At 72.7% G+C, this 23,023-nt stretch carries 21 protein-coding genes and 1 pseudogene; 7 read left to right on the top strand and 15 right to left on the bottom strand.

Annotated elements, in window-relative coordinates; all coding sequences use genetic code 11:
• Positions 1-82 precede the first annotated feature (82 nt).
• A complete protein-coding gene (locus tag ACGH2B_RS12690) occupies positions 83-1,780 on the bottom strand; it encodes a hypothetical protein (RefSeq protein WP_399088094.1) in 1,698 nt (565 codons plus the stop codon).
• Between the two features lie 558 nt (positions 1,781-2,338).
• Here ACGH2B_RS12690 and ACGH2B_RS12685 point away from each other — a divergent pair.
• Positions 2,339-2,887, top strand: a complete 549-nt coding sequence (locus tag ACGH2B_RS12685) for a SigE family RNA polymerase sigma factor (RefSeq protein WP_399088092.1) — start codon at positions 2,339-2,341, stop codon at positions 2,885-2,887.
• A 170-nt stretch (positions 2,888-3,057) separates the two neighbouring features.
• Here ACGH2B_RS12685 and ACGH2B_RS12680 read toward each other — a convergent pair whose 3' ends face one another.
• The 3 genes from ACGH2B_RS12680 to ACGH2B_RS12670 all read right to left on the bottom strand — a co-directional run bounded on the left by ACGH2B_RS12680 (position 3,058) and on the right by ACGH2B_RS12670 (position 10,104).
• Positions 3,058-4,536 (bottom strand): DUF5685 family protein, encoded by a 1,479-nt coding sequence (locus ACGH2B_RS12680; protein WP_399088090.1) that lies wholly within the window; start codon positions 4,534-4,536, stop codon positions 3,058-3,060.
• Between the two features lie 88 nt (positions 4,537-4,624).
• Positions 4,625-5,749 (bottom strand): response regulator, encoded by a 1,125-nt coding sequence (locus ACGH2B_RS12675; protein WP_399088088.1) that lies wholly within the window; start codon positions 5,747-5,749, stop codon positions 4,625-4,627.
• Positions 5,746-10,104, bottom strand: coding sequence for a HAMP domain-containing protein (locus tag ACGH2B_RS12670; RefSeq protein ID WP_399096965.1), 4,359 nt, complete (start codon positions 10,102-10,104; stop codon positions 5,746-5,748). The genes ACGH2B_RS12675 and ACGH2B_RS12670 overlap by 4 nt, the downstream gene beginning before the upstream one ends.
• Positions 10,105-10,423: 319 nt before the next feature.
• On the opposite strand from ACGH2B_RS12670, the gene ACGH2B_RS12665 reads away from it, so the two are divergent.
• Complete coding sequence (locus ACGH2B_RS12665; protein WP_399088086.1) at positions 10,424-12,364, top strand: SpoIIE family protein phosphatase; 1,941 nt, start codon at positions 10,424-10,426, stop codon at positions 12,362-12,364.
• A gap of 179 nt (positions 12,365-12,543) precedes the next feature.
• On the opposite strand, the gene ACGH2B_RS12660 is transcribed toward ACGH2B_RS12665, so the two are convergent.
• On the bottom strand, positions 12,544-12,942 hold the full coding sequence (locus ACGH2B_RS12660; protein ID WP_399088084.1) for a VOC family protein: 399 nt from the start codon (positions 12,940-12,942) through the stop codon (positions 12,544-12,546).
• Positions 12,943-13,273: 331 nt separating this feature from the next.
• Between ACGH2B_RS12660 and ACGH2B_RS12655 the strand changes: the two genes are divergently transcribed.
• Positions 13,274-13,585, top strand: coding sequence for a hypothetical protein (locus ACGH2B_RS12655; RefSeq protein WP_399088082.1), 312 nt, complete (start codon positions 13,274-13,276; stop codon positions 13,583-13,585).
• Between the two features lie 188 nt (positions 13,586-13,773).
• Here the strand turns inward: ACGH2B_RS12655 and ACGH2B_RS12650 are convergent, their stop codons facing one another.
• The 4 genes from ACGH2B_RS12650 to ACGH2B_RS12635 form a co-directional block, all read right to left on the bottom strand.
• Positions 13,774-14,217, bottom strand: coding sequence for a MarR family winged helix-turn-helix transcriptional regulator (locus ACGH2B_RS12650; RefSeq protein WP_399088080.1), 444 nt, complete (start codon positions 14,215-14,217; stop codon positions 13,774-13,776).
• Positions 14,218-14,280: 63 nt separating this feature from the next.
• Positions 14,281-14,994, bottom strand: a complete 714-nt coding sequence (locus ACGH2B_RS12645; protein ID WP_399088079.1) for a DJ-1/PfpI family protein — start codon at positions 14,992-14,994, stop codon at positions 14,281-14,283.
• Between the two features lie 234 nt (positions 14,995-15,228).
• Positions 15,229-15,777, bottom strand: coding sequence for an NUDIX hydrolase (locus tag ACGH2B_RS12640; RefSeq protein ID WP_399088077.1), 549 nt, complete (start codon positions 15,775-15,777; stop codon positions 15,229-15,231).
• A complete protein-coding gene (locus ACGH2B_RS12635; protein ID WP_399088075.1) occupies positions 15,767-16,135 on the bottom strand; it encodes a DUF6415 family natural product biosynthesis protein in 369 nt (122 codons plus the stop codon). The genes ACGH2B_RS12640 and ACGH2B_RS12635 overlap by 11 nt, the downstream gene beginning before the upstream one ends.
• A gap of 225 nt (positions 16,136-16,360) precedes the next feature.
• Here ACGH2B_RS12635 and ACGH2B_RS12630 point away from each other — a divergent pair, with 225 nt between their 5' ends.
• From ACGH2B_RS12630 to ACGH2B_RS12615, 4 genes and pseudogenes are all read left to right on the top strand, one after another.
• Positions 16,361-17,605 (top strand): helix-turn-helix transcriptional regulator, encoded by a 1,245-nt coding sequence (locus ACGH2B_RS12630; RefSeq protein ID WP_399088073.1) that lies wholly within the window; start codon positions 16,361-16,363, stop codon positions 17,603-17,605.
• Between the two features lie 23 nt (positions 17,606-17,628).
• Positions 17,629-17,988, top strand: a complete 360-nt coding sequence (locus tag ACGH2B_RS12625; RefSeq protein ID WP_399088071.1) for a hypothetical protein — start codon at positions 17,629-17,631, stop codon at positions 17,986-17,988.
• A gap of 104 nt (positions 17,989-18,092) precedes the next feature.
• Positions 18,093-18,572, top strand: a complete 480-nt coding sequence (locus ACGH2B_RS12620; protein ID WP_399088069.1) for a hypothetical protein — start codon at positions 18,093-18,095, stop codon at positions 18,570-18,572.
• Positions 18,573-18,995: 423 nt separating this feature from the next.
• Positions 18,996-19,211: pseudogene (locus ACGH2B_RS12615) on the top strand (AMP-binding protein); the annotation flags it as partial.
• A gap of 416 nt (positions 19,212-19,627) precedes the next feature.
• Here ACGH2B_RS12615 and ACGH2B_RS12610 read toward each other — a convergent pair.
• The 6 genes from ACGH2B_RS12610 to ACGH2B_RS12585 all read right to left on the bottom strand — a co-directional run bounded on the left by ACGH2B_RS12610 (position 19,628) and on the right by ACGH2B_RS12585 (position 23,017).
• Positions 19,628-20,479, bottom strand: coding sequence for an STM4013/SEN3800 family hydrolase (locus ACGH2B_RS12610; protein WP_399088067.1), 852 nt, complete (start codon positions 20,477-20,479; stop codon positions 19,628-19,630).
• Between the two features lie 38 nt (positions 20,480-20,517).
• Complete coding sequence (locus tag ACGH2B_RS12605) at positions 20,518-21,258, bottom strand: NDP-sugar synthase (RefSeq protein WP_399088065.1); 741 nt, start codon at positions 21,256-21,258, stop codon at positions 20,518-20,520.
• A gap of 486 nt (positions 21,259-21,744) precedes the next feature.
• A complete protein-coding gene (locus tag ACGH2B_RS12600; RefSeq protein ID WP_399088064.1) occupies positions 21,745-21,885 on the bottom strand; it encodes a hypothetical protein in 141 nt (46 codons plus the stop codon).
• 145 nt (positions 21,886-22,030) lie between these two features.
• Complete coding sequence (locus ACGH2B_RS12595) at positions 22,031-22,489, bottom strand: Clr5 domain-containing protein (protein WP_399088062.1); 459 nt, start codon at positions 22,487-22,489, stop codon at positions 22,031-22,033.
• A 60-nt stretch (positions 22,490-22,549) separates the two neighbouring features.
• Positions 22,550-22,762, bottom strand: coding sequence for a hypothetical protein (locus ACGH2B_RS12590; RefSeq protein WP_399088060.1), 213 nt, complete (start codon positions 22,760-22,762; stop codon positions 22,550-22,552).
• Between the two features lie 12 nt (positions 22,763-22,774).
• A complete protein-coding gene (locus tag ACGH2B_RS12585) occupies positions 22,775-23,017 on the bottom strand; it encodes a hypothetical protein (protein WP_399088058.1) in 243 nt (80 codons plus the stop codon).
• Between the last annotated feature and the right edge of the window lie 6 nt (positions 23,018-23,023).

Below are 23,023 nucleotides of genomic sequence, written 5' to 3'. Positions count from 1 at the left end.
CGAATACCCCCGGCATCCCGTGCGCCCCAAAAAAAACACCGTCCCCCCGGGCGGGAGGACGGTGCGGTGGAGCGGGCGGCGGTCAGGCGCCGCAGGGCTCGGGCGCCTGCCGCAGGCTGGTGCGCAGCAACCCCTCGGTGTGCAGCCGCTGTTCGAGTGCGAGAACATCCTCCGCCGCCTGCCGGGGGCACGGCCCGGCGACCCCGACCATCCCCCAGCACCCGGGCACGGAGGTCAGCACCCGCGTCCAACGCCCCGGAGCGTCCTGCTCCGCGGCGGCTTTCAGCCGCCGCAGATCGGTGCCGGGCAGGGGCCGGACCACCTTGGTGGCGGCGTAGATCCGACGGTCCCCGCCGTGCGCCTCCCGCGCCTGCCCGAGGAACGCCCGGACGTACTCCGCGCCGTTGGAGGAGAGATTCAGATCCTGCATCCCGACCACCGGGGTGTCCCCGAACCGCCCGCCGATCCTCGCGATCGCGAAGTCCACCCCGCCCTTGACGAACCCGAGCCCGCGCCCGCCGCCCTCGAAGGCGTCCAGCAGCCCCGCCATGCCCGCCCGCACGCCCCGGAAGACCTCCGGGTCGATACCGAACCGCCCGCAGGTCTCCTCGTCGACGTAGACGCTGCCCTCCCAGACGCTGCCCCGGGTGATCTGCACGGTGCCGCCCTCGGCCAGCTCGCCCGCCACGACGTGGGTGGACGGCGCCAGGATGAACTCGTACCCCTCGACGGAGTGCCGCAGATAGTCGGTGTGCGCCTCCAGGACGTAGTCCTCCTCGGTCTCCATGGCCTGCCGCGCCAGCGCGTCCAGCGCCCCGGCGTCGTCGAGCGGGACGCCGGTACGGATCCGGCTGCCGGTGAGCGCCTCGGCGGGTTTGAAGCAGCCCAGCGGCAGGCCGTAGCGCTCCCGCAGCAGCCGGGCCGCGCCGTGCACCCGCCGCCGCATCCCGGCCTCGTCGGCGCCCGCCCGGGTCACGGAGTAGCCGGGCAGCCGGGGCAGCAGCGTCCCGAACTCCCGGGTGAACGGCGTCAGCCGGGACTCCGCGGCCAGCAGGTCACAGGGGTCGGCGGCGGCAGCGGGCGGCGGCAGCTCGGCGGCCTCCTCGACCGTCGGGTACAGCGTGGTCTTGCGGTTCCACCGCTCGGCGACCTGCTGCCCGTTGGCGTCCACCCGCAGCCGGTCAAGACCCGCGGTGCGCTTGAGCCACAGCAACAGCACCCGCGCCTCGGGGTCGAGGGCGAAGAGCCGCACGATCGTGCCGGGGGCCTCGCGCAACTGCCGCAGCAGCCGGGCCAGCGGCGGCGCCGGGGCGTCGGCCGGATGCCGCGCGGCCAGGACGAGCAGCGCGTGCGTCAGGTAGTAGTGGTCCAGCTCGGCGACCTCCACCGGCTCCGCCGCGCTGCCCGCGACGGCCTGCCGCCACGGCTCGGTGCGGCCCACCACCAGGTCCCCGGGGGCGGCGAGATGGACGGCGCGGGCCTCGTTGTACGTGGCGAAGTCGTCGGGCGGGGTGCCCTCGACGAGATGCGCGAGGTCGGCCTCGTAGCACTTCTTCAAAGTGGTGGCGGAGCCGAGGACGATCGCCGGGACCGTGCCCCGGGCCGCCGGGTACGGGGTGAGTTCGGTGCGCGCCGCGGCCTCGGCCCCGGCGAGCCCGGTGCCGAGCAGCCGGGTGGCGAGCGCGTCGAGCTGTTCGGCGGAGAGCACCTGCGGGCCGGTGCAGAAGCCCGCCCAGGTGAGCGGGCGTCCGGCGTGGGTGACGGTCTGGGTCTGCAACACGTTTCTCCTGGTCAGAGTGGACGAACGTGGCGTGCGCCGCGGGTGGGCGGCAGGGTGCGGGCGGCGGGGCCGGCCGCCATGTACGGGCGGACCGGCCGACGCCCCGATGCGCGGCGGACGGCGGGGCCCGCGGACGCCCGGGGACCGCGCCTCCGTGCCCGCGGGACGGGCGGTGCCACCGTAACCACGCCGCCGCCCGGTCCGCGGGAGCACGCCGCGAAGTGGCCGAGGAGCGCGGGGTGCGGGGCGTGGGGGCCGGGTGGCGGGGCCGGGGGTGACCCCTACGGGTTCCGGGGCGGGCCGGAGGGGCACGCTCCCCGGGGGCGGGCCGCCGTCACGGGCCCGGTGGCCTCGGACGACGCACGGCACCGCCACCGGTCCGGGCACCCCCACCAGGTCCTTGCCCGGACGTCCCCGACCGGGGATCCCCTACGGCTCCGGGCCCGCCCCTCCGTCCGGAGGAGGGAGGCGGGCGCCGTTCCGTACAACTTCAGACGGACGGCGCTTCGGCACCTTGGGGCGATCCGCCGGGGGGCGGGCCGCTTCTAGCGTGGAGCCATGACCACGCCAGTGTGCACAGTCCCCGCGCAGTCCACCGCCAAGCGCCCGTCGTACCCGTCGTTCTCGTCGTACGTACGGGACCGCGGTCCGGTGCTGATGCGGGCGGCGCGGTCGCTCACCGACCCCAACGACGCCGAGGACCTGCTCCAGACCGCGCTGGCCAAGACGTTCGTCGCCTGGGACCGCATCGAGGACCACCGCGCGCTGGACGGCTACGTCCGCCGGGCGCTGCTCAACACCCGCACCTCCCAGTGGCGCAAGCGCAAGGTCGACGAGTTCGTCTGCGACGAACTGCCCGAGCCGGACCCGGTGCCCGCGCCCGACCCGGCCGAACTCCAGGGCCTGCGGGACGCGATGTGGCGCGCCATCATGCGGCTGCCGCCCCGCCAGCGCGCCATGGTCGTCCTGCGCTACTACGAGGACCTCAGCGAGGCGCAGACCGCCGAGGTCATGGAGGTCTCGGTCGGCACGGTCAAGAGCGCCGTCTCCCGCGCCCTGGCCAAACTCCGCGAGGACGAGGAACTGGCCCCGGCGCTCTTCGGGTGAGGGGGGGGAGGGGCGGCTCCGGCGGGGGCTGTGGCCGGTGGCCTCCGGGAGCCGCGGCCCCGCACCGCGCGGACCGGCCGGAACGGGGCCGTGGCGGTGACTTACGTGGTGGCGGGAGGCGCGGCGGCGGGCGGCGCGTTCACCGCTCGCCACCGCTGACCGGCGGGCCGCTACCCGCAGTCGCAGCAGCACCCGTCACAGCAGCAGCCGTCACCGCAGCCGTCGCAGCAGCAGCCGTCACAGCAGGAGCAGTCGCAGCCGTCGCACGCCGAGTGGCAGCAGCCCTCGTGCTTCTTCCGCGACCACGGGCCCTCGTAACTGCTCGCGCAGCAGACCTGGCAGGAGCAGCACAGCCCGACGGCGACGAAGCACCCGGCGATCAACCCGCGCGGCGGCTTCGGCGGCTCCGGCGGCCGGTGCGCGGACGCGTCGCCGTGGCCGCCACCGTGCCCGTCGCCGTGGCCGTCGCCGCTGCCGTGGCCGCCGCCGTGCCCGTCGCCGCCCCAGCCGCCGCCGTCGTGGCCGCCGCTCCCGCCGCCGTCCATCCCGCCGTCGTAGCGGCGCGGCGGGGGCGATCCGGCGCCCTGCCGGGGCTGCTGCGCGCCGTTGAGGTGCTGCGGACCGGCGGCGTACGGGTTGCCGCCGCCGGGCGTCCCCTGCGGGTTCCCGTACGGGTCCGGTTGCCCGTACGGGTTCGGCTGCGCGTACGGGTTCGGGTTCCCGTAAGGGTTCGGGGCGCCGTGCGGGTGGCTGAGGCGCGGGGCGGAGCCCGGGCCGGGGCGGTGGCCGCAGGAGGTGGTGCCGAAGGCGCGGTCCACCGAGCGGCGCAGCTCGTGGACGAGCAGGACGTGGGCGAGTTTCCCGTCGGTGAAGGTGACGTCGCGCAGGGCGAGGCGGATGCCGTGCAGCGCGTCGTCGCAGAGGCGGCGGGCCTCGGACAAGGGCGCGCCGGTCGCGGTGAGCGGGTTCCAGGCGCCCTCGGCGGCGTCGGCGGCGCGGTCCTCCACGGCGTCGAGGAGGTGCGCGAGGCGGCCGAAGAGCCGCCCGGCCTCGGCGAGCGGGGCGGCGTTCTCCGGGCGTGAGGCGAGCACCGCGGTGTGCGCGAAGGCCGCCGCCGTCGCCGTCTCGGTCGGCTCGGTGATCACCGTCAACGGCGTGCCGGGACCGGCCAGCCGCTCGATGCCGACCTGCCGGTCGACCGCGTCGACGAGGACGGCGGTGTCGAAGCCGAGCCCCGCGCCCGTACGGGCGCCCGCGCGGTCCCACCCGGCGGCGACCTTCCGCGCCGCGGCGGCCACCGGGCGGCGGCGCAGCAGCCCGTTCCGGTCCGCGACATGGTCACGGATCTTCGCCGACGCGAGGACCAGCGACACCGAGGCGGCCAGCCGCGCCCCCTCGCCCTTGGCCACCGACGCGGTCCGCATGCCGCGCAGCGGACACGGGCCCGCGGTCCGCCGCCCGCCCGGCGCGGCCCCGCGCTGCGCGTCGGTCAGGACGGACACGATCAGCCCGTCGTAGTTGGTGACGACCCGCGCGAACTGCCCGTGGTCGGCGCGGAGCGCCAGACACAGCCCGCACAGGTGCGCCATCCACTCCGCCTTCAGCCCGCCGGGCAGCCGATGGGCGCAGGGCCTGACGATCCCGAACATGTGGTGAACCCCCGTATGACGACGCGTCCGCGGCCCGCCGCCGGACCGCGGCCGGAATCGTACCGAGCGGCCCCGGCCCCGGCCCGGGTCAGGGGCGGCCCCGGGGAGGACTGCCGCCCGGGGGCGGGGCTTCGCCCGGGGGCGGGGTTCCGCCCGCGTCCGGGGCCTCGCCCGCGTCCGGCCCTTCGCCCGGGGCCGGGGCTTCGCCCGCCGCCGGGCCGCTGCCCGGGGCCGGGGCTTCGCCCGCCGCCGGGCCGCTGCCCGGGGCCGGGGCTTCGCCCGCCGCCGGGCCGCTGCCCGGGGCCGGGGCTTCGCCCGCCGCCGGGCCGCTGCCCGGGGCCGGGGCTTCGCCCGCCGCCGGGCCGCTGCCCGGGGCCGGGGCTTCGCCCGCATGTGGCCTCTCGCCCGCACCCGGCTCTCCCTCTGTGGCCGGGCCCCTGTCCGCCGTCCCGCCGCCGTACTCGGCCAGCAGCCGGCCGATGGCGCGTTCGATCCCGGCGAGCCGGTCGGCGGCGACGGACGGCGTGGTGCCGTTGTCCGCGCGGAGTTCCCCTTCCACCTCGGCGAGTTGCCCGGCGATCATGGCCAGCCATGCCGCTTCCGCCGGCCGGTCCGGGGCCCGGGTGCCCGCCGTGACACCGGGCGCGGGGCCCGTGCCGGAGCCCGTACGGGGGCCGGGGGCCGCTCCCGTAGGGGGTGGGGCGGGTTCCGTACGGGACGCGGGGGCCGGTCCCGTAAGGGGTGGGGTGGTGGTGCGGGGCGGGGCGCTGTCGGCGGTGAGCAGGCGGCGCAACTGTGCGGACTGGTCGGCGAGTTGACGGTTCTTGCGGTACAGCTCCAGGAAGATGTTGACCTTGGTGCGCAGCAGCCAGGGGTCGAAGGGTTTGATCAGGAAGTCGGCGGCGCCCACGGTGTAGCCGCGGTAGGCGTAGTTGGGGTCGACCTCCGCGCCGGTCAGCAGGATGACGGGGACGTCCTTGGTCTGGTCGAGCCCCTTGATGTTGGCGGTGGTCTCGAAGCCGTCCATGCCCGGCATCACCACATCGATCAGCACCACCGCGAACTCCTGCCGCAGCATCTGCTTCAGCGCCTCCTCACCGGAGCGCGCGCGGACGATACGGGCGAGCGATCCGAGTACGGCCTCCAGCGCGGCGAGGTTCTCCTCCATGTCGTCGACGATGAGGAGCGCGGCACCGTCCGCGGGCGCGCTCACGAGGACCGCCCCGCCCGCCCGGACCCGGCGCCGTCCGGCCCGGCACCCCGGTCGTCCGGCCCCGTGCCCCGGCCAGCCGGCTCCCCGCTCCGGCCCTCCGGCCCGGGAGCCGCGTCGCCGCCGCCCTCCCTCCCGCCGTCGGCGGCGTCGGCGGCGGCGCCGTTCCCGTCCTCGGGGTCGAGGAGGCGGCAGATGGCGGCCAGCAGCCGGTCCACGTCGACCGGTTTGGGGATGTAGTCGTCGGCGCCCGTCTCCAGCGCGCGTTCCCGGTCGCCGGGCATGGCCTTCGCGGTGAGGGCGATGACCGGCAGTTTCGCGTAGCGCGGGGCCTTCCGCAGGGCCTGGATCATCTCGTAACCATCCATTTCCGGCATCATGATGTCCATCAGCACCAGGCATACGTCGGGCGTCCGGTCCAGGACCTCCAGCCCCTCGCGCCCGTTCTCGGCGTACTTCACGCGGATGCCGGCCCGGCCCAGGACATGGGTCAGGGCGAAGACGTTGCGGATGTCGTCGTCGACGATGAGGATCCGCCGGCCGGACAGCACCCGCCCCGAACGGCCCTTGAGCCAGTCGCCCAGCCGGGCGGTCTCCGGCCAACTGACCTCCGGCCCGCCGACGGTCCACGGTTCCGCCCCCGGCAGCGGTGGCGGCGGCATCGCCGTCTCCGCCGTGGCACCCGCCCCCGCGTCGCCCGCGGCCCCCGCCTCCGGCCCGGCGGGCGCGTCCGGGGAAGGCGGACCCGACGCCTCCGGCCCGCCCGGCGCCCCCCGCGCACCCGGCGCCCCTGCCTCCGGTACGTTCCCCGCCTCCGGTACGGCCCCTGCCTCCGGCCCGGCGGGCTCCGGCCCCGCCTCCGGTACGGTCCCCGGCGCCGCCGGAGCAGCCGTCATCCCACCGGTCACCGCCGGGAGTTCGAGTGCGGCCGACGGGCCGGTGTGGTGCGCAGGTACGTACAGGGTGAAGACGGAGCCGACGCCCGGTTCGCTCTCGGCGGTGATCCGGCCGCCGAGCAGCGTCGCCATGTCCCGGCTGATGGAGAGGCCGAGCCCGGTGCCGCCGTACTTGCGGTTGGTGGTGCCGTCCGACTGCTGGAACGCCTCGAAGACCGCGCCGAGTTTGTGGGCGGGGATGCCGATACCGGTGTCCTTGACGGCGAAGGCGAGGACCGGGCCCGGCGCGTCCGGCGGCCCGGCGCCGGCGGCGTCCGGCGCGGCGACCGTGACGGACAGTTCGACGCCGCCGGTCGAGGTGAACTTCACCGCGTTGGAGAGCAGATTGCGCAGGATCTGCTGGAGGCGCTGTTCGTCCGAGTACAGCGTGCGCGGGACGTCGTCCGCGACGGTGATGTCGAAGCTCAGACGCCGGTCGCGGGCGAGCGGCCGGAACGTCGCCCGTACGTAGTCGAGCAGCTTGATCAGCGGCAGTTCCTTGGGGTGGACGTCCATCCGCCCGGCCTCGATCTTCGCCAGGTCCAGGATGTCGTTGATCATCTGGAGCAGGTCGGAGCCGGAGCGGTGGATGGTGACGGCGAACTCCACCTCCTGCGGCGACAGACGGCCCTCGGGGTTGTCGGCCAGCAGCCGCGCCATCACCAGCAGCGAGTTCAGCGGGGTGCGCAGTTCGTGCGACATGTTCGCCAAGAACTCCGACTTGTACTGCGAGGACGTCGCCAGCAGGGCCGCCTTCTCCTCCAACTCGGCGTTGGTCAACTGCAGTTCGTCGGAGCGGCGGCGCAGCTCCGCCGTCAGCCGCTGCGACTGCGACAGCAGCGACTCCGTACGGGCGTTGGCGATGATGGTGTTGACGGAGACGCCGATGGTGGTGACGAACTGATCGATGAAGGCCAGGTGCACCTCGCTGAAACGGCTGAACGACGCCAACTCGATGACGCCGAGCACCTGGTCCTCGAAGAGCACCGGCAGGATGACGAGGCTGACCGGCGGCGCCGTGCCCAGCCCGGAGCTGATCGTGAGGTAGTCCGCCGGGACCGACTCCACCAGGATGCGTTTCTTCTCCGTCGCCGCCTGGGCGACCAGCCCGCCGGCGGGCGAGCCCCGTTCGGCCGGTTCGTGGCGGACCTCGTCCCGCCCGGTGCCGTACCCGGCGATGAACTCCAGGCCCTCGCCCGGCTCGGCGCCCGCCTCCGCCAGGAAGAACGCCCCGAACTGCGCGTTCACCAGCGGGGTCAGCTCCCGCAGGATCAGATCGGCGACCTCGACGAGATCACGGTGGCCCTGCATCAGCCCGGCGATACGGGCCAGGTTGGACTCCAGCCAGTCCTTGGCGCGGGTCGTCTCGCGGAGGTTGGCGACCATCAGGTTGATGTTGTTCTTCAGCGCCGCGACCTCGCCCTGCGCCTCCACCGAGATCGACCCGGACATGTCGCCCTGGGTCACGGCGGAGGCGACCTCCGCGATGGCCCGCACCTGCGTGGTGAGGTTCAGCGCCAGCTCGTTGACGCTGGTCGTGAGCTGTTTCCAGGTGCCGTAGACGCCCTCGACGCGCGCCTGGCCGCCGAGCCGTCCCTCGCTGCCGACCTCGCGGGCCACCCGGGTCACCTCGGACGAGAACGACGACAGGGTGTCGACCATCGTGTTGATGGTGGTCTTCAGCTCCAGGATCTCGCCGCGCGCGTCCACGTCGATCTTCTTCGACAGGTCGCCCTCGGCGACGGCGGTGGCGACCTGGGCGATGTTGCGGACCTGCGAGGTCAGGTTGGACGCCATGAAGTTGACGTTGTCGGTGAGCCCCTTCCACACGCCCGAGACGCCGTGCACCTCGGCCTGACCGCCGAGCTGCCCCTCCGTGCCGACCTCACGGGCGACGCGGGTGACCTCGTCGGCGAACGCCCGCAGTTGCTGCACCATCGTGTTGACGGTGTCCTTCAGCTCCAGGATCTCGCCGCGCGCGTCCACGTCGATCTTCTTCGACAGGTCACCGTTGGCGACGGCGGTGGTGACCTGCGCGATGTTGCGGACCTGCGAGGTCAGGTTCAGCGCCATGGAGTTGACGTTGTCGGTGAGGTCCTTCCAGACGCCCGAGACGCCCCGGACCTGCGCCTGACCGCCCAGATTGCCTTCGGTGCCGACCTCGCGGGCGACGCGGGTGACCTCGTCGGCGAAGGCGGAGAGCTGGTCGACCATCGTGTTGATCGTGGACTTCAGCTCCAGGATCTCGCCCTTCGCCTCCACGGTGATCTTCTTGCCGAGATCGCCCTCGGCGACGGCGGTGGCGACCTGCGCGATGTTGCGGACCTGCGTCGTCAGGTTGTCCGCCATGAAATTGACGCTCTCCGTGAGGTCCTTCCACACCCCGGAGACGCCCCGCACCTGCGCGCGCCCGCCGAGCTGTCCCTCGGTGCCGACCTCGCGGGCCACTCGCGTGACCTCGTCGGCGAAGGCGGAGAGCTGGCCGACCATCGTGTTGATCGTCGACTTCAGCTCCAGGATCTCGCCCTGCGCGTCCACCACGATCTTCTGGCTCAGATCGCCGTTGGCGACCGCCGTGGTGACCTGAGCGATGCTGCGGACCTGCGACGTCAGGTTGGACGCCATGAAGTTGACGTTGTCGGTGAGCCCCTTCCACACGCCCGAGACGCCCCGCACCTGCGCCCGCCCGCCGAGCTTCCCCTCGGTGCCGACCTCGCGGGCCACCCGGGTGACCTCGTCGGCGAAGGCGGAGAGCTGGTCGACCATGGTGTTGACGGTCAGCTTCAGCTCCAGCAGCTCCCCGGTCGCCTCGACGGTCACCTGCTGTGTCAGATCGCCGCGCGCCACCGCCGTCGTCACCACCGCGATGTCGCGGACCTGCGCCGTCAGCCGTGCCGCCATCGTGTTGACCGCCTCCGTCACCTGGCGCCAGTCGCCGGACAGGCCCTGCGGATCCGCCCGCCCGCCGAGCCGCCCCTCCGTACCGACCTCCCGCGCGACCCGCGTCAACTCGCGGGTGAACAGCGACAGTTCATCGACCATGCGGTTGACGCCGCTGCCCAGGCGGCGCAGCTCGCCGCGGAGCCGGCGGCTGCCGTCGTGCAGGTCGACGTGTTGCGTCAGATCGCCGTCCGCCACCGCCTCCAGCACCCGCGACGCCTTCGCGACGGGGACGACCAGCGCGTCCAGGACGGTGTTGGCGGCCTCCACGTTCGCGGCCCAGCCGCCCTGCCCGGGCCCCGGCGCGATCCGCTCGTCCAGCCGGCCCTCCCGGACGATCTCGTGGCGTACGCGTTGCAGCTCGCCCGCCAGATGCGCGTTGCGGGCGACGATCCGGTGGAAGACCCCGGTGATCTCGGCGAGCACCCCGTCCGGCTCGCCCGTCACCCGCGCCGAGAAGTCGCCGTCACACAGCGCCCGCATCGCGTCGAGCAGCGGTCGCAGCTCCCGTACGGAGATCCCGTCGGGGTCCGGGGTGGCCGGCCGTCCGGCGGGGCCGGGCGGCGGGGGCGGTGTTCCGGGGCTCGGCGCTCCGGTCGGGGCGGCCTGACCGGAGCCTGAGGGGGGCGTGGCGGGCCCACGCCGCACCGGGTCGTGTGCCATGGCGCACTCTCCCCAAGCGATCCGCTGTGTACGGCCCGCCGACCGTCTCCTCGCCACCGGCGGGCTGTCCAATTAGTCATATATGCCATAGTTTAAGTGCAGGTAAATCGTTCTGCTCAGGCGTACGCAGGGGGCCGCCGTGGGACCGCTGTCCGCGCAGACGTCCGCGTCCGTGTCCCGGAAGGGCATCCCGGCGAACCAGCTCGCGCCCGCCGCCGCCCGCCGCTTCGTCCGCGCCGCGCTCACCGGCCACGCCTCCGGGCCGGACGCCGTCACCGAGGAGCTTGTCGCCGACGCCACCCTTCTGACCAGCGAACTCGTCACCAACGCGGTGATGTACGCGGGCACCGACATCGACGTCGGCTGCCGCCTGGAACGCGGCCGGCACCGCTCGCCCGGCGCCGACCCCGAGGACCGCCCGGAGGGTGTCGGCGTGGTGATCGAGGTCGTGGACCGCCACCCGTCCCGGAGCCTGCGCGAGACCTCCGCCACCTCCGGCCCGGCCCCGCACGCCGAACCCGGCTACGGCCTCCAGTTGATCCGCGCCCTGTCGGAGGCCTGGGGCGTGACCTACCGGCGCTCCGAGAAGTCCGTCTGGTTCCGCCTGGAAACCTCCGGCCCGGACCCGTACGGCCCTCCGTCACCCGCCGTCCTCCGCTCCGACCTCGCCGGCCTGGTCACGGCCGCGGGGGTGGACGCGGTGGACGAGGACACGGGCGGGGCGGCGCCGGGCCCGGACGGAACGGCGGCACCCGTGCGACCGCCCCGGGAAAACCCGCCGGACGGCGCCGACGCGGCCGACCGCGCCGACCGCGCCGACTGGGCCGACCTCGGCGGCCCCTCCCTCCTCGCCGAGACCAGCGAACTCCTCGCCGGCCAGCTCGACCAGGACCTCGTCACCGCACTCGTCGCCCAGCTCCTCGTCCCCCGGCTCGCCGACTGGTGCGGCATCTGGCTCCGCGCCGACCCCTCCGGCCTGCGCCTCTCCCGCGTCTGGCACGCCGACGAACGCCGCCTGGGACCGCTCCGTACCGAACTGGATCACGCGCCCCCGACCGCCGCGATCCTGGCCCCCGGCACCGCCTGGCCCTGGCCGAAGAGCGCCGGCGGCGGCCCGGCGGGCGGCTCCGCGCTCGCCTTCCCCCTCGTCTTCCAGGGCCGGGACCAGGGCATTCTCCTGCTCGGCCGCGCCGGACGGCTGCGGATGGCCGACGGCGTCACCCGCACCGTCGACGCCGTCGCCCACCGCGTCGCCCAGGCCGTCGACACCGCCCGCCAGTACACCCGCCAGCGCGCCATCAGCCGCGCCCTCCAACGGCGCCAGCTCCCCACCACCCTCGCCAGCATCACCGGCGTGGACACCGCCGTCGTCTACGAACCGCACGGCGAGGGCCTCACCGTCGGCGGCGACTTCTACGACATCTTCCCGCTGGCCGAGCGCCGCTGGTGCTTCCTCCTCGGCGACGTCCAGGGCAAGGACCCCGAGGCCATGTCGGTGACCGGCCTCGCCCGCCACCTCGTCCGGCTCCTCGCCCGCGAGGGCCACGGCGTCGAATCCGTCCTGGAACGCCTCAACGCCGCCATGGCCGAGGAGAGCGCGGAGGCCGTCGAGGCCGGCGGCGAACAGGCCAGGCCGCGCTTCCTCAGCCTCCTGTGCGGCGAGCTGACCAGCGAACCGGGCGTCCCCGGCGCGCGCGGCTTCGTCGCCAGCGCCGGCCATCCGCTCCCGCTCCACCTGCGCACCGACGGCAGCGTCGTCCCCGTCTCCGAACCGCAGATGCTCCTCGGCATCGACGAGGGCGCCGAGTTCAGCGCCAGCCCGTTCACCCTCGCCCCCGGCGAGGCGCTGGTCTGCGTCACCGACGGCGTCACCGAACGCCGCTGCGGTAGCTGGCAGTTGGACGACAACGACGGCCTCGCCGCCATCCTCCGCGACGGCTGGGGCCTGGGCGCCAACGCCCTCGCCGAACACGTCCGCCGCGCCGCCCACGACTTCGGCCCCGGCCCCGTCGAGGACGACCTCTCCGTCCTCGTCCTCCAGGCGGTCCCCCCGGCGGCCCGCGCCCGGGGCAGCGGCTGACAGGACCGGCGCCCGGCCCTCCGGCGGTACGGCCGCGGGCCCTACTTCCCGACCCGGTAGCGCAAATGGGTGACGCCCGCACCCTCCACCACCGCCACCGGCCCGTCGAACCGCACCGGCACATCGGCGAGCTCACCGAAGCTTCGTGCCGCTGTCCCGGTACGCCGCCGCCCGCGCCGTCACCGCCCGAACTTCGCCCTGGCCGCCGCCGTCACCGGGGTGAAGAGATTGACGAGGTTCCCGTCCGGGTCGCGGAAGAGCAGCGACCGGTTGCCCCACGGCAGCGTCGCCGGCTCCGCGACGACATCGGTCAGGAAGCCGGACAGCTCCTCGTACACCCCGTCCACGTCGTCGACGAGGAGTTCGGTGATCACGCTGCGGTTCTCCGCCGGCCGGGCCGACCCCGGGGCGAACAGCGGGACGGTACGGGTCCCGCCGATCGCGAGGGTCACGCCCCCGATCCGCAGCTCGGCGAAGTCCTCGGTGGCCCACGCGGCGCGCGCCCCCGTGACGCGCTCGTAGAACGCGACCAGGCGCGCCACGTCCCCGGTGATGATGCGGATCGACACGAAGTCCATGGGATCTCCTCGGTGGTGCTGAAGGTGCTGAAGGTGCTGGAGGTGCTGGAGGTGCTGGAGGTGCTCTGCGGAAGGTCCGCACGCCGGAGGCTAGGAGAGATAGCGGACAGAATCGGTCCGCTTTCCGGGGGCGCTTCGCCCCGGGGGTCGAGGGCCGGGAGCCGGAAGTCGGGAGCCGGGGCTCGGGAGCCGGGCGTCCCGTGAGCGAGCCGCCACCGCCCGACCGGATCCGGGCGTGGGGCCCGGCGCCCGGGGCTTCCGCGACGCCCGGAACGGGCCGGTGCCCGGCCCACCGCACCGCGCCCGTTCGCCCCCCTGACACCCTGTGCGGATGACCGCCCCCGCACACCGCATGGCAGAGATCTCCGCGTACTACCGCGCGCTCGACGAGGGGGCCGCCGTGCGGCACCACTTCCGCCACGCGGACGAGGACGGCGGCGTCTGGTACTTCGAGGCGGTCCCCGACGGCGGCGAACTCGCCGTCGTCAAACAGATCGAGTTCACCCCCGCCGGCACCCGCCACCGCTACGCCTGGCACCACCTGGAAGACGCCCACGGCTTCCTCACCGACCAGCCGATCACCCCCGACGACCCGGTGGAGCCCATCACGGCAGAGGAGTTCCACCGCGCGTGGACCGGCTGAACCGGGACGCGCGAAGCCGGCCGTCGGCCCGGCCGCACACGGGGGCGGGACGCCCCGCCCGGCCGCCACCGGCGTACGGGCACCACCGGCGTACGGCACCACCGGCGTACGGCACCACCGGCGTACGGCACCACCGGCGTACGGGTACCACCGGCGTACGGGCACGTCTCCGCTCCGGGCGTTGCCTCCTACCGCGCCCGGCCCGGGAACGCGCTTCCCAGGACGCCCCGGCACGCCTCCTCCAGCGCCCCCTTGGCCTCCTCGTCCGCGTCCGCCAGGAATTCCGCGTCCAGTTCCGCCACGAGGGCCCGCGCCCTGGCGAGCAGCGCCCGGCCCTCGTCGGTCAGCTCCAGCCGGGCGCGGTGCCCCTGCCCCTGAAGGGTGCGCTCCACCGCGCCCCGCTCCTCCAGCAGGAGAACGGTGGCGCGCATGCTCTGACTGGTGACGCCCGCCCGGCGGGCGAGATCGCTGTACGACAGGTCGGCGTCGTGCGAGAGATGCCCGAGCGCGCTGAACAGCCGCACCGACAGACCGATGTCGCCGAGCCGCTCCTCCATCCGTTCCTGGAGCCGCCGACCGGCGGCGATCACCAGGATGACGGTCGACAGTGCACCCTCCGGCACCTTGCTCACCTGAGACTCCCTACCGGGGGCTCACGTTCCGGAGCCCCCGGTGTTCAGTGTCCCAGGCGCCTCTCAGGCCGTCGGCACCACGACGCCGAGCCGCTCGGCCGCCCGCTCGGACACGCCCTGGAGGACCGTGTGCTCCCCGGCGAAGTCCCTGATCGAGACCGCGGCCAGCTCGGGCCCGGCCAGCTCCGGCGTACCGACGCCGAACAGCGGCTCCGGGGCGTACTCCCAGTTCAGCTCGGACCGGCGCGCGGCCTCGGTGGAGCGGAGGTCCCGGATCAGCCGCAGCCCGATCTCCATGCTGCCGCTCGCCGGGCCCGCGGTGATGCGGTTGCGGTCCGTCACGACGCGGTTGGTCGGCACCAGGGTGGCCCCGTAGTACGGCAGCAGGTCGTACGCGTGGAAGTTGGTGGTGGCCCGGTACCCGCGGAGCAGTCCGGCGGCGCCCATCAGCAGGCTGCCCATGCAGACCCCCGCGACCCACTTCGCGCGCCCGCCGCGGTCGGCGAGGAACTCCAGCGTCTCGGCGTCCTCGAAGATCTCCGCGGGCACCGCGCCCGCCAGCAGGACATCGAGATCGTCCGGGCACTCCTCGAACGTGGTGGTCGCCCGCGTCGGGAAGTTCGGCGCGCCCGCGATCTCGTCCAGGTTCTTCCAGACGAGATGCACGTTCACCTCCGGCTGGGACCCCAGCAGCGTGTGGGCCCCGATGACGTCGACCGGCAGATACCCGGGACACACCAGGATCCCGACTTCGAGCTTGCGCAGTTCATCGGCCATGTTCCTTGCCTCTCCTCGCCTCGCAGATCTTACAGCCAGGCTACAAGCCAGACTGTAAGTATCCGCTAAGGAAACCCGCCGCCGCGCCGACCGTGATTCCCCGCCGCGCCGACCGTGGTTCCCAGCCGCGCCGGCCGTGGTTCCCAGCCGCGTCGGGCGCCCCCCGTCGCGTCGGCCCTGGTTCCCCGTCGCACCGGCCGTCGCCCCCGCCCCTGCCCCTGTCCCCGCCTCCCGTCACGGCCTCTCCGCCCCGACCGCCGCCGTGTAGGCCCGCACCCGCCCCGCGATCCGCCCGTCCACCTCCTCCGGCCCGGCCCACCGCGCCAGCCCCGTACGGAGCACCACCCGCGGCACCGCCTCCGCGCGGGCGGCGAAGAGATACCGGAACCCGACCCGCATCCGGGCCACCCCGCCCCCGTCCGCCGTCCCCACATCGACCAGCACCGGCCCCTCGGCCCCGGGAAGCGCCCACGCCTCCCGCACGCCGCCGAACTCCCGCAACAGCCCGTACGCGCTCTCCCGCAACGACCCGTCCCCCGCCACGGGCACCCCCTCCGGAAACGCCCACCCCCCGCCGTACCGCAGCAACAACAACCGCCCCCGCTCATCACAGAGCAACGCCCCCGCCCGCACCTCAGGACACCGCCCCCGATGCGGACACCGCCCCCGCCGCGCGTGATCCCGCAACGCGTCGTAGAGCGGCATCAACGGGCCGAGTTCTTCGGGGTGGTGACGGAGGTAATCGGTGAGGTCACGGGTGAGGGAGGCGGCGTCAACGGCCATGTCCGGCCTCCTCCGGGAGGGAGAGCAGGAGCCCCTGCGAACTCTCCAGGGCGAGCAGCGTTCGGCATGTACGTGCCATGGCCCGCAAGTGCAGCCAGGCGGCGAAGGGGCCTTCGCCGGGCCCCGTACGCAGGCACTGCCAGTCACGCAGGGCAATGGCGGTACGAGACGTGAGAACGCCCGGCGAGCACCCCTCCCACATCTTCGCGAGCCCCGCACAGTGCTGAGCGAGCCGCGCCGACAGCTCGGCGATCTCCTCGGGAGACGGCATCTGCTGGTGGGGGGTCAGGGCTCGGGCGCAGTCGAGGGTGGCAGTTACCGCCATGCTCGGCGGCAAGGCGGGTCGTGTCTTCGCCATAGAAATCCTCCTTCAAGTGATGTGGCACCGGCCTCGGGAGAGGCCGTGACGCGTTCACGGGCCCGTCAGGCCAGGGCCGGGTCGGCCGAGCCGGATGGACAACGCTCAGAAAACCGCGTGGAGTTGCGTTGGGCCACGGCATGGCTGCGGCACTCTTGATGTACCTGTGATGCACGGGTGCGCTGCGCATGCTGGGCAGTAGCCCGAGTGTGGGGAGGATCTGAAATGGACCTGGCGAAACGCCGCAAGGCCATGGGCTACAGTCAGGAGAAATTCGCCCATGAAATCGGCGTCGACCGCACCACGGTCGGCCGCTGGGAGCGGGGTGAGACGGTGCCCGAGGCCGGTTTACGACCTGAAATCGCCAAGTTGTTGCACCTGGATCTGATCGAGCTCGATTTGCTGCTGAACCCAGCAGAATTCGAGAATTCTGCAACGTTGCCATCTGATCTCCGGAACGATTCCAGGGATATCGACGACATGATTCGACGCGAATTTCTTCGCCTCATAGCAGTGACCGGCACGCTCTCCGCGCTGCCGCCGGATGAAGCCGACGCGCTGATCGAATCGGCTGAATCGACGGGTGACTTCCAGCGGATGAACGGCTACCTGTGGAAGGTCTACCAGCTTGCACGTTCCAAGAATTCTGTCAGCCCGGTCGTGCAGGATCAGCTAGGCGTATTGACCGACACATTCAGGTCCGGATCTCCGCGCCAAACCGAGGCTCTTTGTGGGGCTGCGGGGGATCTCTTTCAGCTCGCGGGTGAGCTGGCGTTCGATCGGAACCGGTACACGGACGCCGCATCCGCGTACACCTTGGCAGCCTCTGCCAGCAGCAACGCTCGTGCCTACGACCTTTGGGCGTGCGCACTCGTGCGGCATTCCTACGTAGATCTCTATGCAGAGCGTTTTTCCCAAGCGGCAGAAACGCTGGAAGTTGCCAGGAGAGTTGCTTTGCATGGCGACAGTGCTCTTTCCACCCGCCATTGGGTGGCATCGGTGCAGGCCGAAGCGTACGCGGGGCTACGGGAAGAGGCCGCCTGCGAGAGAGCTCTCGATGAGGCTCAGAGCGTCACAGACCTCAAGGGGACGGTTCACAACGGTGGTTGGTTGCGCTTTGACGGTTCACGATTGTTGGAGGAGCGTGGTGCACGGTACGCGCAGGTGGGGCGTCTGGACCTTGCTGAAACCACATTGAAGGCTGCGCTGGACACTGATGCGCTCTCCAAAGGCGTTTCCCTCAGGCGTCGCGGCGTCGTGCTCGTCGACCTTGCGTCGATCGGCGCCAAACGCCGGGATGCGGAGCAGGTAACAGCGTACGGCGATGAGGCATTGCGACTTGCTCGGCGGACCGGGTCCGGTTATGTGGCCCGTAGGCTCCAGGCGCTACGGGTGGAGATCGGTTCTCTGGGCCGTGATCCCCGTATAGCTGAGTTGGGTGCCGCAATCGGCGCTCTGCGTACACCATGAACCCGACGAAAGGGGACCGAAAGATGGCCACCGAAGGCGCGCGCGTGTTCCGGGAGGCGTGGATCGCCGGGGTGCGGCGGCATTTCCCCGGGGAGCCGAAGGCCGGGTACGTCACGCCGTGGGAGGGGACGCCCGAGTGGGAGCGGGCAGCGGCAGGGGCGGTGTACGCGCAGGTCAGGCAGTTCCTGGAGGTGAGCGGCGGGTCCGCCGCCCGGCTCACGCGGGAGCAGAAGGGGCGGTTCGTCGCGGTGTGCTGGACGGCGCAGATGTACCGGCACTTCGCGGACCCGAAGCCGGGGTACGTCGCCGACTGGCCCGAACTGCCCGAGTGGCAGCGGGAGACGGACGCGGACATCTTCGAGGCGATCGAGGCGGCTGCCTGATCCCCGCGGGGCCCGAACCCGGGCCCCGCCCCTGACAAATCTCAGGGTGGATCCATGACAAATGGCAGGGGCCACGACCGCCCCGCGAGTGGTCTGATGGGGGAATGCTGCTTGCGGAGAGGGCGGGCTCGTGGCCCCGCCGGTACGAGATGAGCCGGGACGGACAGAAGCTGACGACGTTCACGTCGGGAAAGGGGGAAACGAAGGGGAGTTTCCGCCTGGGCGGGACGGAGTACACCGTCCGCGCGCACGCGTTCAGCCGCACCTATGAGCTGCTGACCGAGGCGGGGACGTGTGTGGCGACGGCGGAGCACGTGGGGCGCCGCAACTGGAGCGTGCGCGCCTCGGGGCAGGAGTCCGCGTTCCGGCGCGCCTCGCTCAGCGGCCGCAGCCAGGAGCTGCTGGGCGCGGACGGCGAGCCGGTCGGCTCGATCGCCCGTACCGCCGGGTTCAAGCTCGGCGCCACCGCCGACCTGCCCGGACTCGCCGACGAGCTGCAGGTGTTCGCCACGGCGGTGATGCTGCTGCGCTGGCAGCGGCAGCGCAACTCGGCGGCAGCGGGCGCGGCGGCGGCGAGTAGCTGAACCCGCCAGGCGCCCAGCGCCGCCCCTCTCCTCACCCGGGCCGGCCCCCGGCGCTCAAGCAGCCGGACCCGCGGGCCGTCCGGCCCGACGCCCCGCGCTGCGACGGGTGCGGCGCGCCGGGCGGCACCGGCATCTGCACGGAGAAGGCCGCCGGAGCCGCCGCCGGGGAAACCGCGGGCGGCGCCTCCGGGGGGAACCGTCGGCGGCGCCTCCGGCCACAGCCCCGCAACCCGCCGCCCTCCCACGCCCACCGCACCCGCCCCCACAGGCCGCCCACCTCTCCCATCCGGCCATGTGCCCCGAAGAACACCCCGAAGCGCGTGACATACCACCCGGTACGGACCGAGAATCGCAGCCAGCGTCACCACTACTCGTCCGTAACAAGCGCCCGCAGCAAGCGCCCGTACCCAGCGGAGGCACCCGGTGTTCAGCACGATGCAGGACGTACCGCTCACGGTCTCGCGGATCCTGGAACACGGCTCGACCGTCCACGGTTCGTCGCAGGTCATCACCTGGACCGGTGGCGAACCGCACCGGCGGACCTTCGCGGAGGCCGGTGCCCGCTCCGCCCGCCTCGCCCACGCGCTGCGCGGCCTCGGCATCGGACGCGGCGACCGTGTGGCAAGCCTGATGTGGAACAGGGTGTGTAAAACACTCGCCGCGTGAGCTGCGGTTTCTGCGGCTAGCGCCCCCACCGGGACCCGGTGGGGGCGCTACTGCGTACAAGGCATTTCTCAGCGCGGGGAGCATTCGAGTCCCCGCACTCGCGGGGTGCTGAAAATCGTCCCGTGACCGTCCCGTACTGCGGGGCATCCCCGCTCCTGTGGAGCCACCGACCAGGGAACCGGTCTGTTCCGTAAAGTTCGGGACCACCCGCACCCGCGGGTGGGACTGGCAGACGAGTATGGCGTCAGCGCGAGTACGAGAGGCATTCCCGCGCCCGCGGGTGGGACCCGGCCGACCCGGCGCGGGACGCCCTGGAGGTGGAGGCATTCCCGCGCCCGCGGGTGGGACCCCTCGTTGACCTGCGACGCTACCCGAGGGCGGGGGTGTTTTCAGTCGGTTGTGGAAACAGCTCGTTCCGTCGGGGGGTTCTGTCTGAGAGGCTGTTCCGGGATGACGGTTTCGGCGTAGGGGACGGTCCAGACGGAGGGGTGGGCGATGCCGTGGCCGGTGTGTCCGTCTTCTCCGAGGGCTTCGCCGTGGTCGGCGGTGAGGATGGTGAGCCACGGCCCGTGGGTGGGGAGGGTGGTGAACAGGCGGCCTAGTTCGGTGTCGGTGTAGGCCAGGGCGGCGCACTGGCTTTCCCAGGTGTCCGTGGTTTCGCCGGGCAGGTAGAAGTGGTGCGGGGTGTGGGTGGCCGGCAGGTTCATGAAGAGGAACACCGGCTGGTCGGCGGGCCTGGCGTCGAGGGCCGTCAGGGCGACGTCGACTTGGTGCTTGGTGGAGTCGGGGTGGTCGGCGCTGGTCTGGGGGCTCCAGTGGCTTTCCTGGAAGAGGCCGGGCAGGACCCGGCCCAGCTTGGTCCGGTGGGAGAAGAAGCCGACGCCGCCGATGCACACGGTGCGGTAGCCGAGCTGGGAGAAGCCGGTGACGATGTCGGGGGCGTCGAACACGAAGGTGCGGCCTGTGATCGTCGTGCCGCGGATCGCGTGGCAGGCCAGGAGACGTCCGGGGCGGGCGGGGCCGGAGGGGACGGGCAGGAACCCGGCGAAGAACGCCTGGTGCGCGGGGTAGGTGAACGACGCGGTGGTGCGGCGTTCCTCCCACAGGCCGTCGGGGAGGATGCGTTCGAGGTGCGGGGTGCGTCCGCTGTAGAGCGTTGCTCGCGCCACGTCGTACCGGAGCGAGTCGAACGTGATCAGTAGGACGTTGTGGCCCGGGAGTAAGTCGTTCGCGTTGATCATGCGTACCTCCGGTCGGCGGCCCGCCACCGGCCCGCCGGTTAGGTGTCGATGTCGGTGGTGCGGAACTCTTCGGGCAGGAGGGCGCCGGTGGCGCGGACCTCCTTGGACGCTTCCAGGACGTCCTTGACGGTGTCGACGCCGCGCCAGTAGCCGGTCAGGCGGTAGCCGATGAGCTGGCCTTCCTCCGCGAGCTGGGGGAAGGTGCTGTTCTCGTGGTCGCCCTTGTCGGGGAGCAGGGCGACGACGTGGGGGTTGAAGACGTAGATGCCGGCGTTGATCCAGTAGGGAAGTTCCGGGGACTGGATGAAGCCGCGGATGCAGTCGCCGTCGAGGTCTGCGACGCCCCAGTTGGAGCGGTACGGGGAGAGGGCGACGGTGACGGCGCCGTCGTGCTGGGCGTGGTAGTGGGCGAGGTCGTTGAGGTCCACGGTGGTGATCACGTCGCCGTTGAGGACGTAGAACGGGCCGTCGTCCAACGCCTTGGCGGCGTACTTCAGTCCGCCGCCGCGCCCCAGGGGTTCGGGTTCGATGGCGTATTCGGCGGTGAGGCCGAAGCGGTCGCCGTCGCCTACGTACTCCTTGATCATCTCGGCTTTGTAGCCGCCGGAGATGATGACGTTCTTCACGCCGTGCTGGGCGAGAAGGGTGAGTTGGTAGCCGATGATCGGGGCCCCGGCGACGGGGACCATGGCTTTGGGGGCGTCGTCGGTGTAGGGCCGCATGCGGGTGGCTTGGCCGCCCGCGAGGATGAGTGCCTGGGTGACGGTGGGCGTCGTCATGTGTCGCTCCTGTCGTCTCGGGCGCCGTGCTGGTGCCGGGCGTCATCCTTCCAAAGGGCCGTGGGCGGAGGGTGGTTGCTCGGGGCGCCGGGTGCGTCGCGGCGGTATCGCGGTGTCCGTCAGAGGCACCGTCCGGGGTGTCTGTCGAAGAGGACGCACGGCTTTTCGGTGGGGGCGGTGCACCAGGGGAGTTCGGCCGGCAGAAGGTCTCCTCCGCGCCAGATGAGCCACAGGCCGCCCCCTCCTGTCCCCCAGGAGGCCAGGAGGGAGAAGTGCGGGCAGGAGTGAGAGGGCTGGCCCAGGCACGTGGCGTTGAAATCGATGCGGCGTACGCCTGCGAAGGCGGCCCGGATGGTCTCTGCCGTCTCCGGTGGAACGGCTGGGGCGTGCCCGCACCGTGACTCGTCGGGGAGGCCGGGGTCGACCAGGGTGCGGGTGACCCTTTCGAGGAACTGGGCCAGCACCGGCCCTCCCCTTGGAGTTGTGTCAGTGGTCGGAGGGCTCTTCGGGTTCTTCGGCGGTTTCGGGCTCGTCGGGGGCGGGGTGGGAAAGCCGGGGGGTGCCGTTGGTGTGCAGCCACCACCCGTTGAGGTCGTCACTGCTGTTGGTGTTGTAGAAGACGGACATGGTGTCTCCGTGGTCGGTGTGAGGTGAGAGCCGTCCCGGCCGGTGTCCGGGGGTACGGTGCCGGCCGGGACGGCGGCGGGCCGCCGAGGAGGGAAGCGGCCCGCGGGCCCGCCGCGTCTCGGGGGTGGCGCGGCGGGAGCGTGGGTCAGGTGGAGGCGATGGTCCGCCGGAAGGGGCCGCTGGGTCGGATGGTGACGCCGTGGTCTTCCACGAGGGAGCGGCGTACGGCGCGGCTGGGGGCGTTGTATCGCTGGGAGAGGGCGAAGAGGCTGGAGCCGTTGTTGTAGAGCGTCGCGGCTTCTTCGGGGAGCTTGAGGCGTTCGGCGGGGGGACGGAGGATGCCCCACTCCTTGAACTGGGATCGCAGGCGGGACTCCGAGGCGTGGAACTCGTGGGCGAGGATGCGGTACGGGATCTTCCGGCGGTAGGCCGCGATGGCTTCGGCGCGGCGGTCGAGGAGGATGCGGGCGGCGGCTTCGGTGTGCTTGCGGAAGGCGTCGAGGGCGATGGTGAGGGCGGGCAGGTCCCCCAGGGCCCGGTTGGCGGCATCGAGGTGCCTGAGACAGAACGGGCAGGACGGGGAGTAGTGCGGAGGCGGGATCATGTTCGTATCTCGGGTCGGTGTCGGGCGGTGAAGTGCGTGGGCGGGCGCGGGGCGTCCCGTTCAGGCCGTGTGCGCGGGGGGCGGCGGTGCGGGGCTCCAGGCGGTGAGGCCGCTTGCTTCGGTGTCGGTGGCCGGGCGGCAGGAGGTGGCCAGGGCGTCCCATCTGCCGGAGGGGCGGGTGAGGACGAGGCAGGCGCCGTTCACGGCGGTGACGCGCCCGACGCGGGTTCTCCACTCGTCCACGACGATGTCGCCTACGACGAAGGCGGGCATGGGACCTCTCTGTCATTCAGGGGGTGGCAGGGGGAAATCGGCCGGCATCCAGCCCATCTCGGCGTAGAGGGTCAGTGCGGTGGCCAGCTCGATCGCTTCACCGGCGGAGGGGGTGCGGCAGGCGAACGCGGGAGCGGCCCAGGGGATGCCGATTCCGCGGCTGAGGAAGAGCCAGTCGCCGTACTGGTAGATGAGGGACCCGGTCCGGCCGGTGATGCGGTCGGCGACGAAGGCGCCTATGGGGTGGTCGGGCATGGATGT

The sequence above is a fragment of the Streptomyces sp. BBFR2 genome, assembly GCF_044497305.1.
Classification (GTDB): Bacteria; Actinomycetota; Actinomycetes; order Streptomycetales; family Streptomycetaceae; genus Streptomyces.
This window is presented reverse-complemented; position numbering and strand designations above follow the sequence as displayed.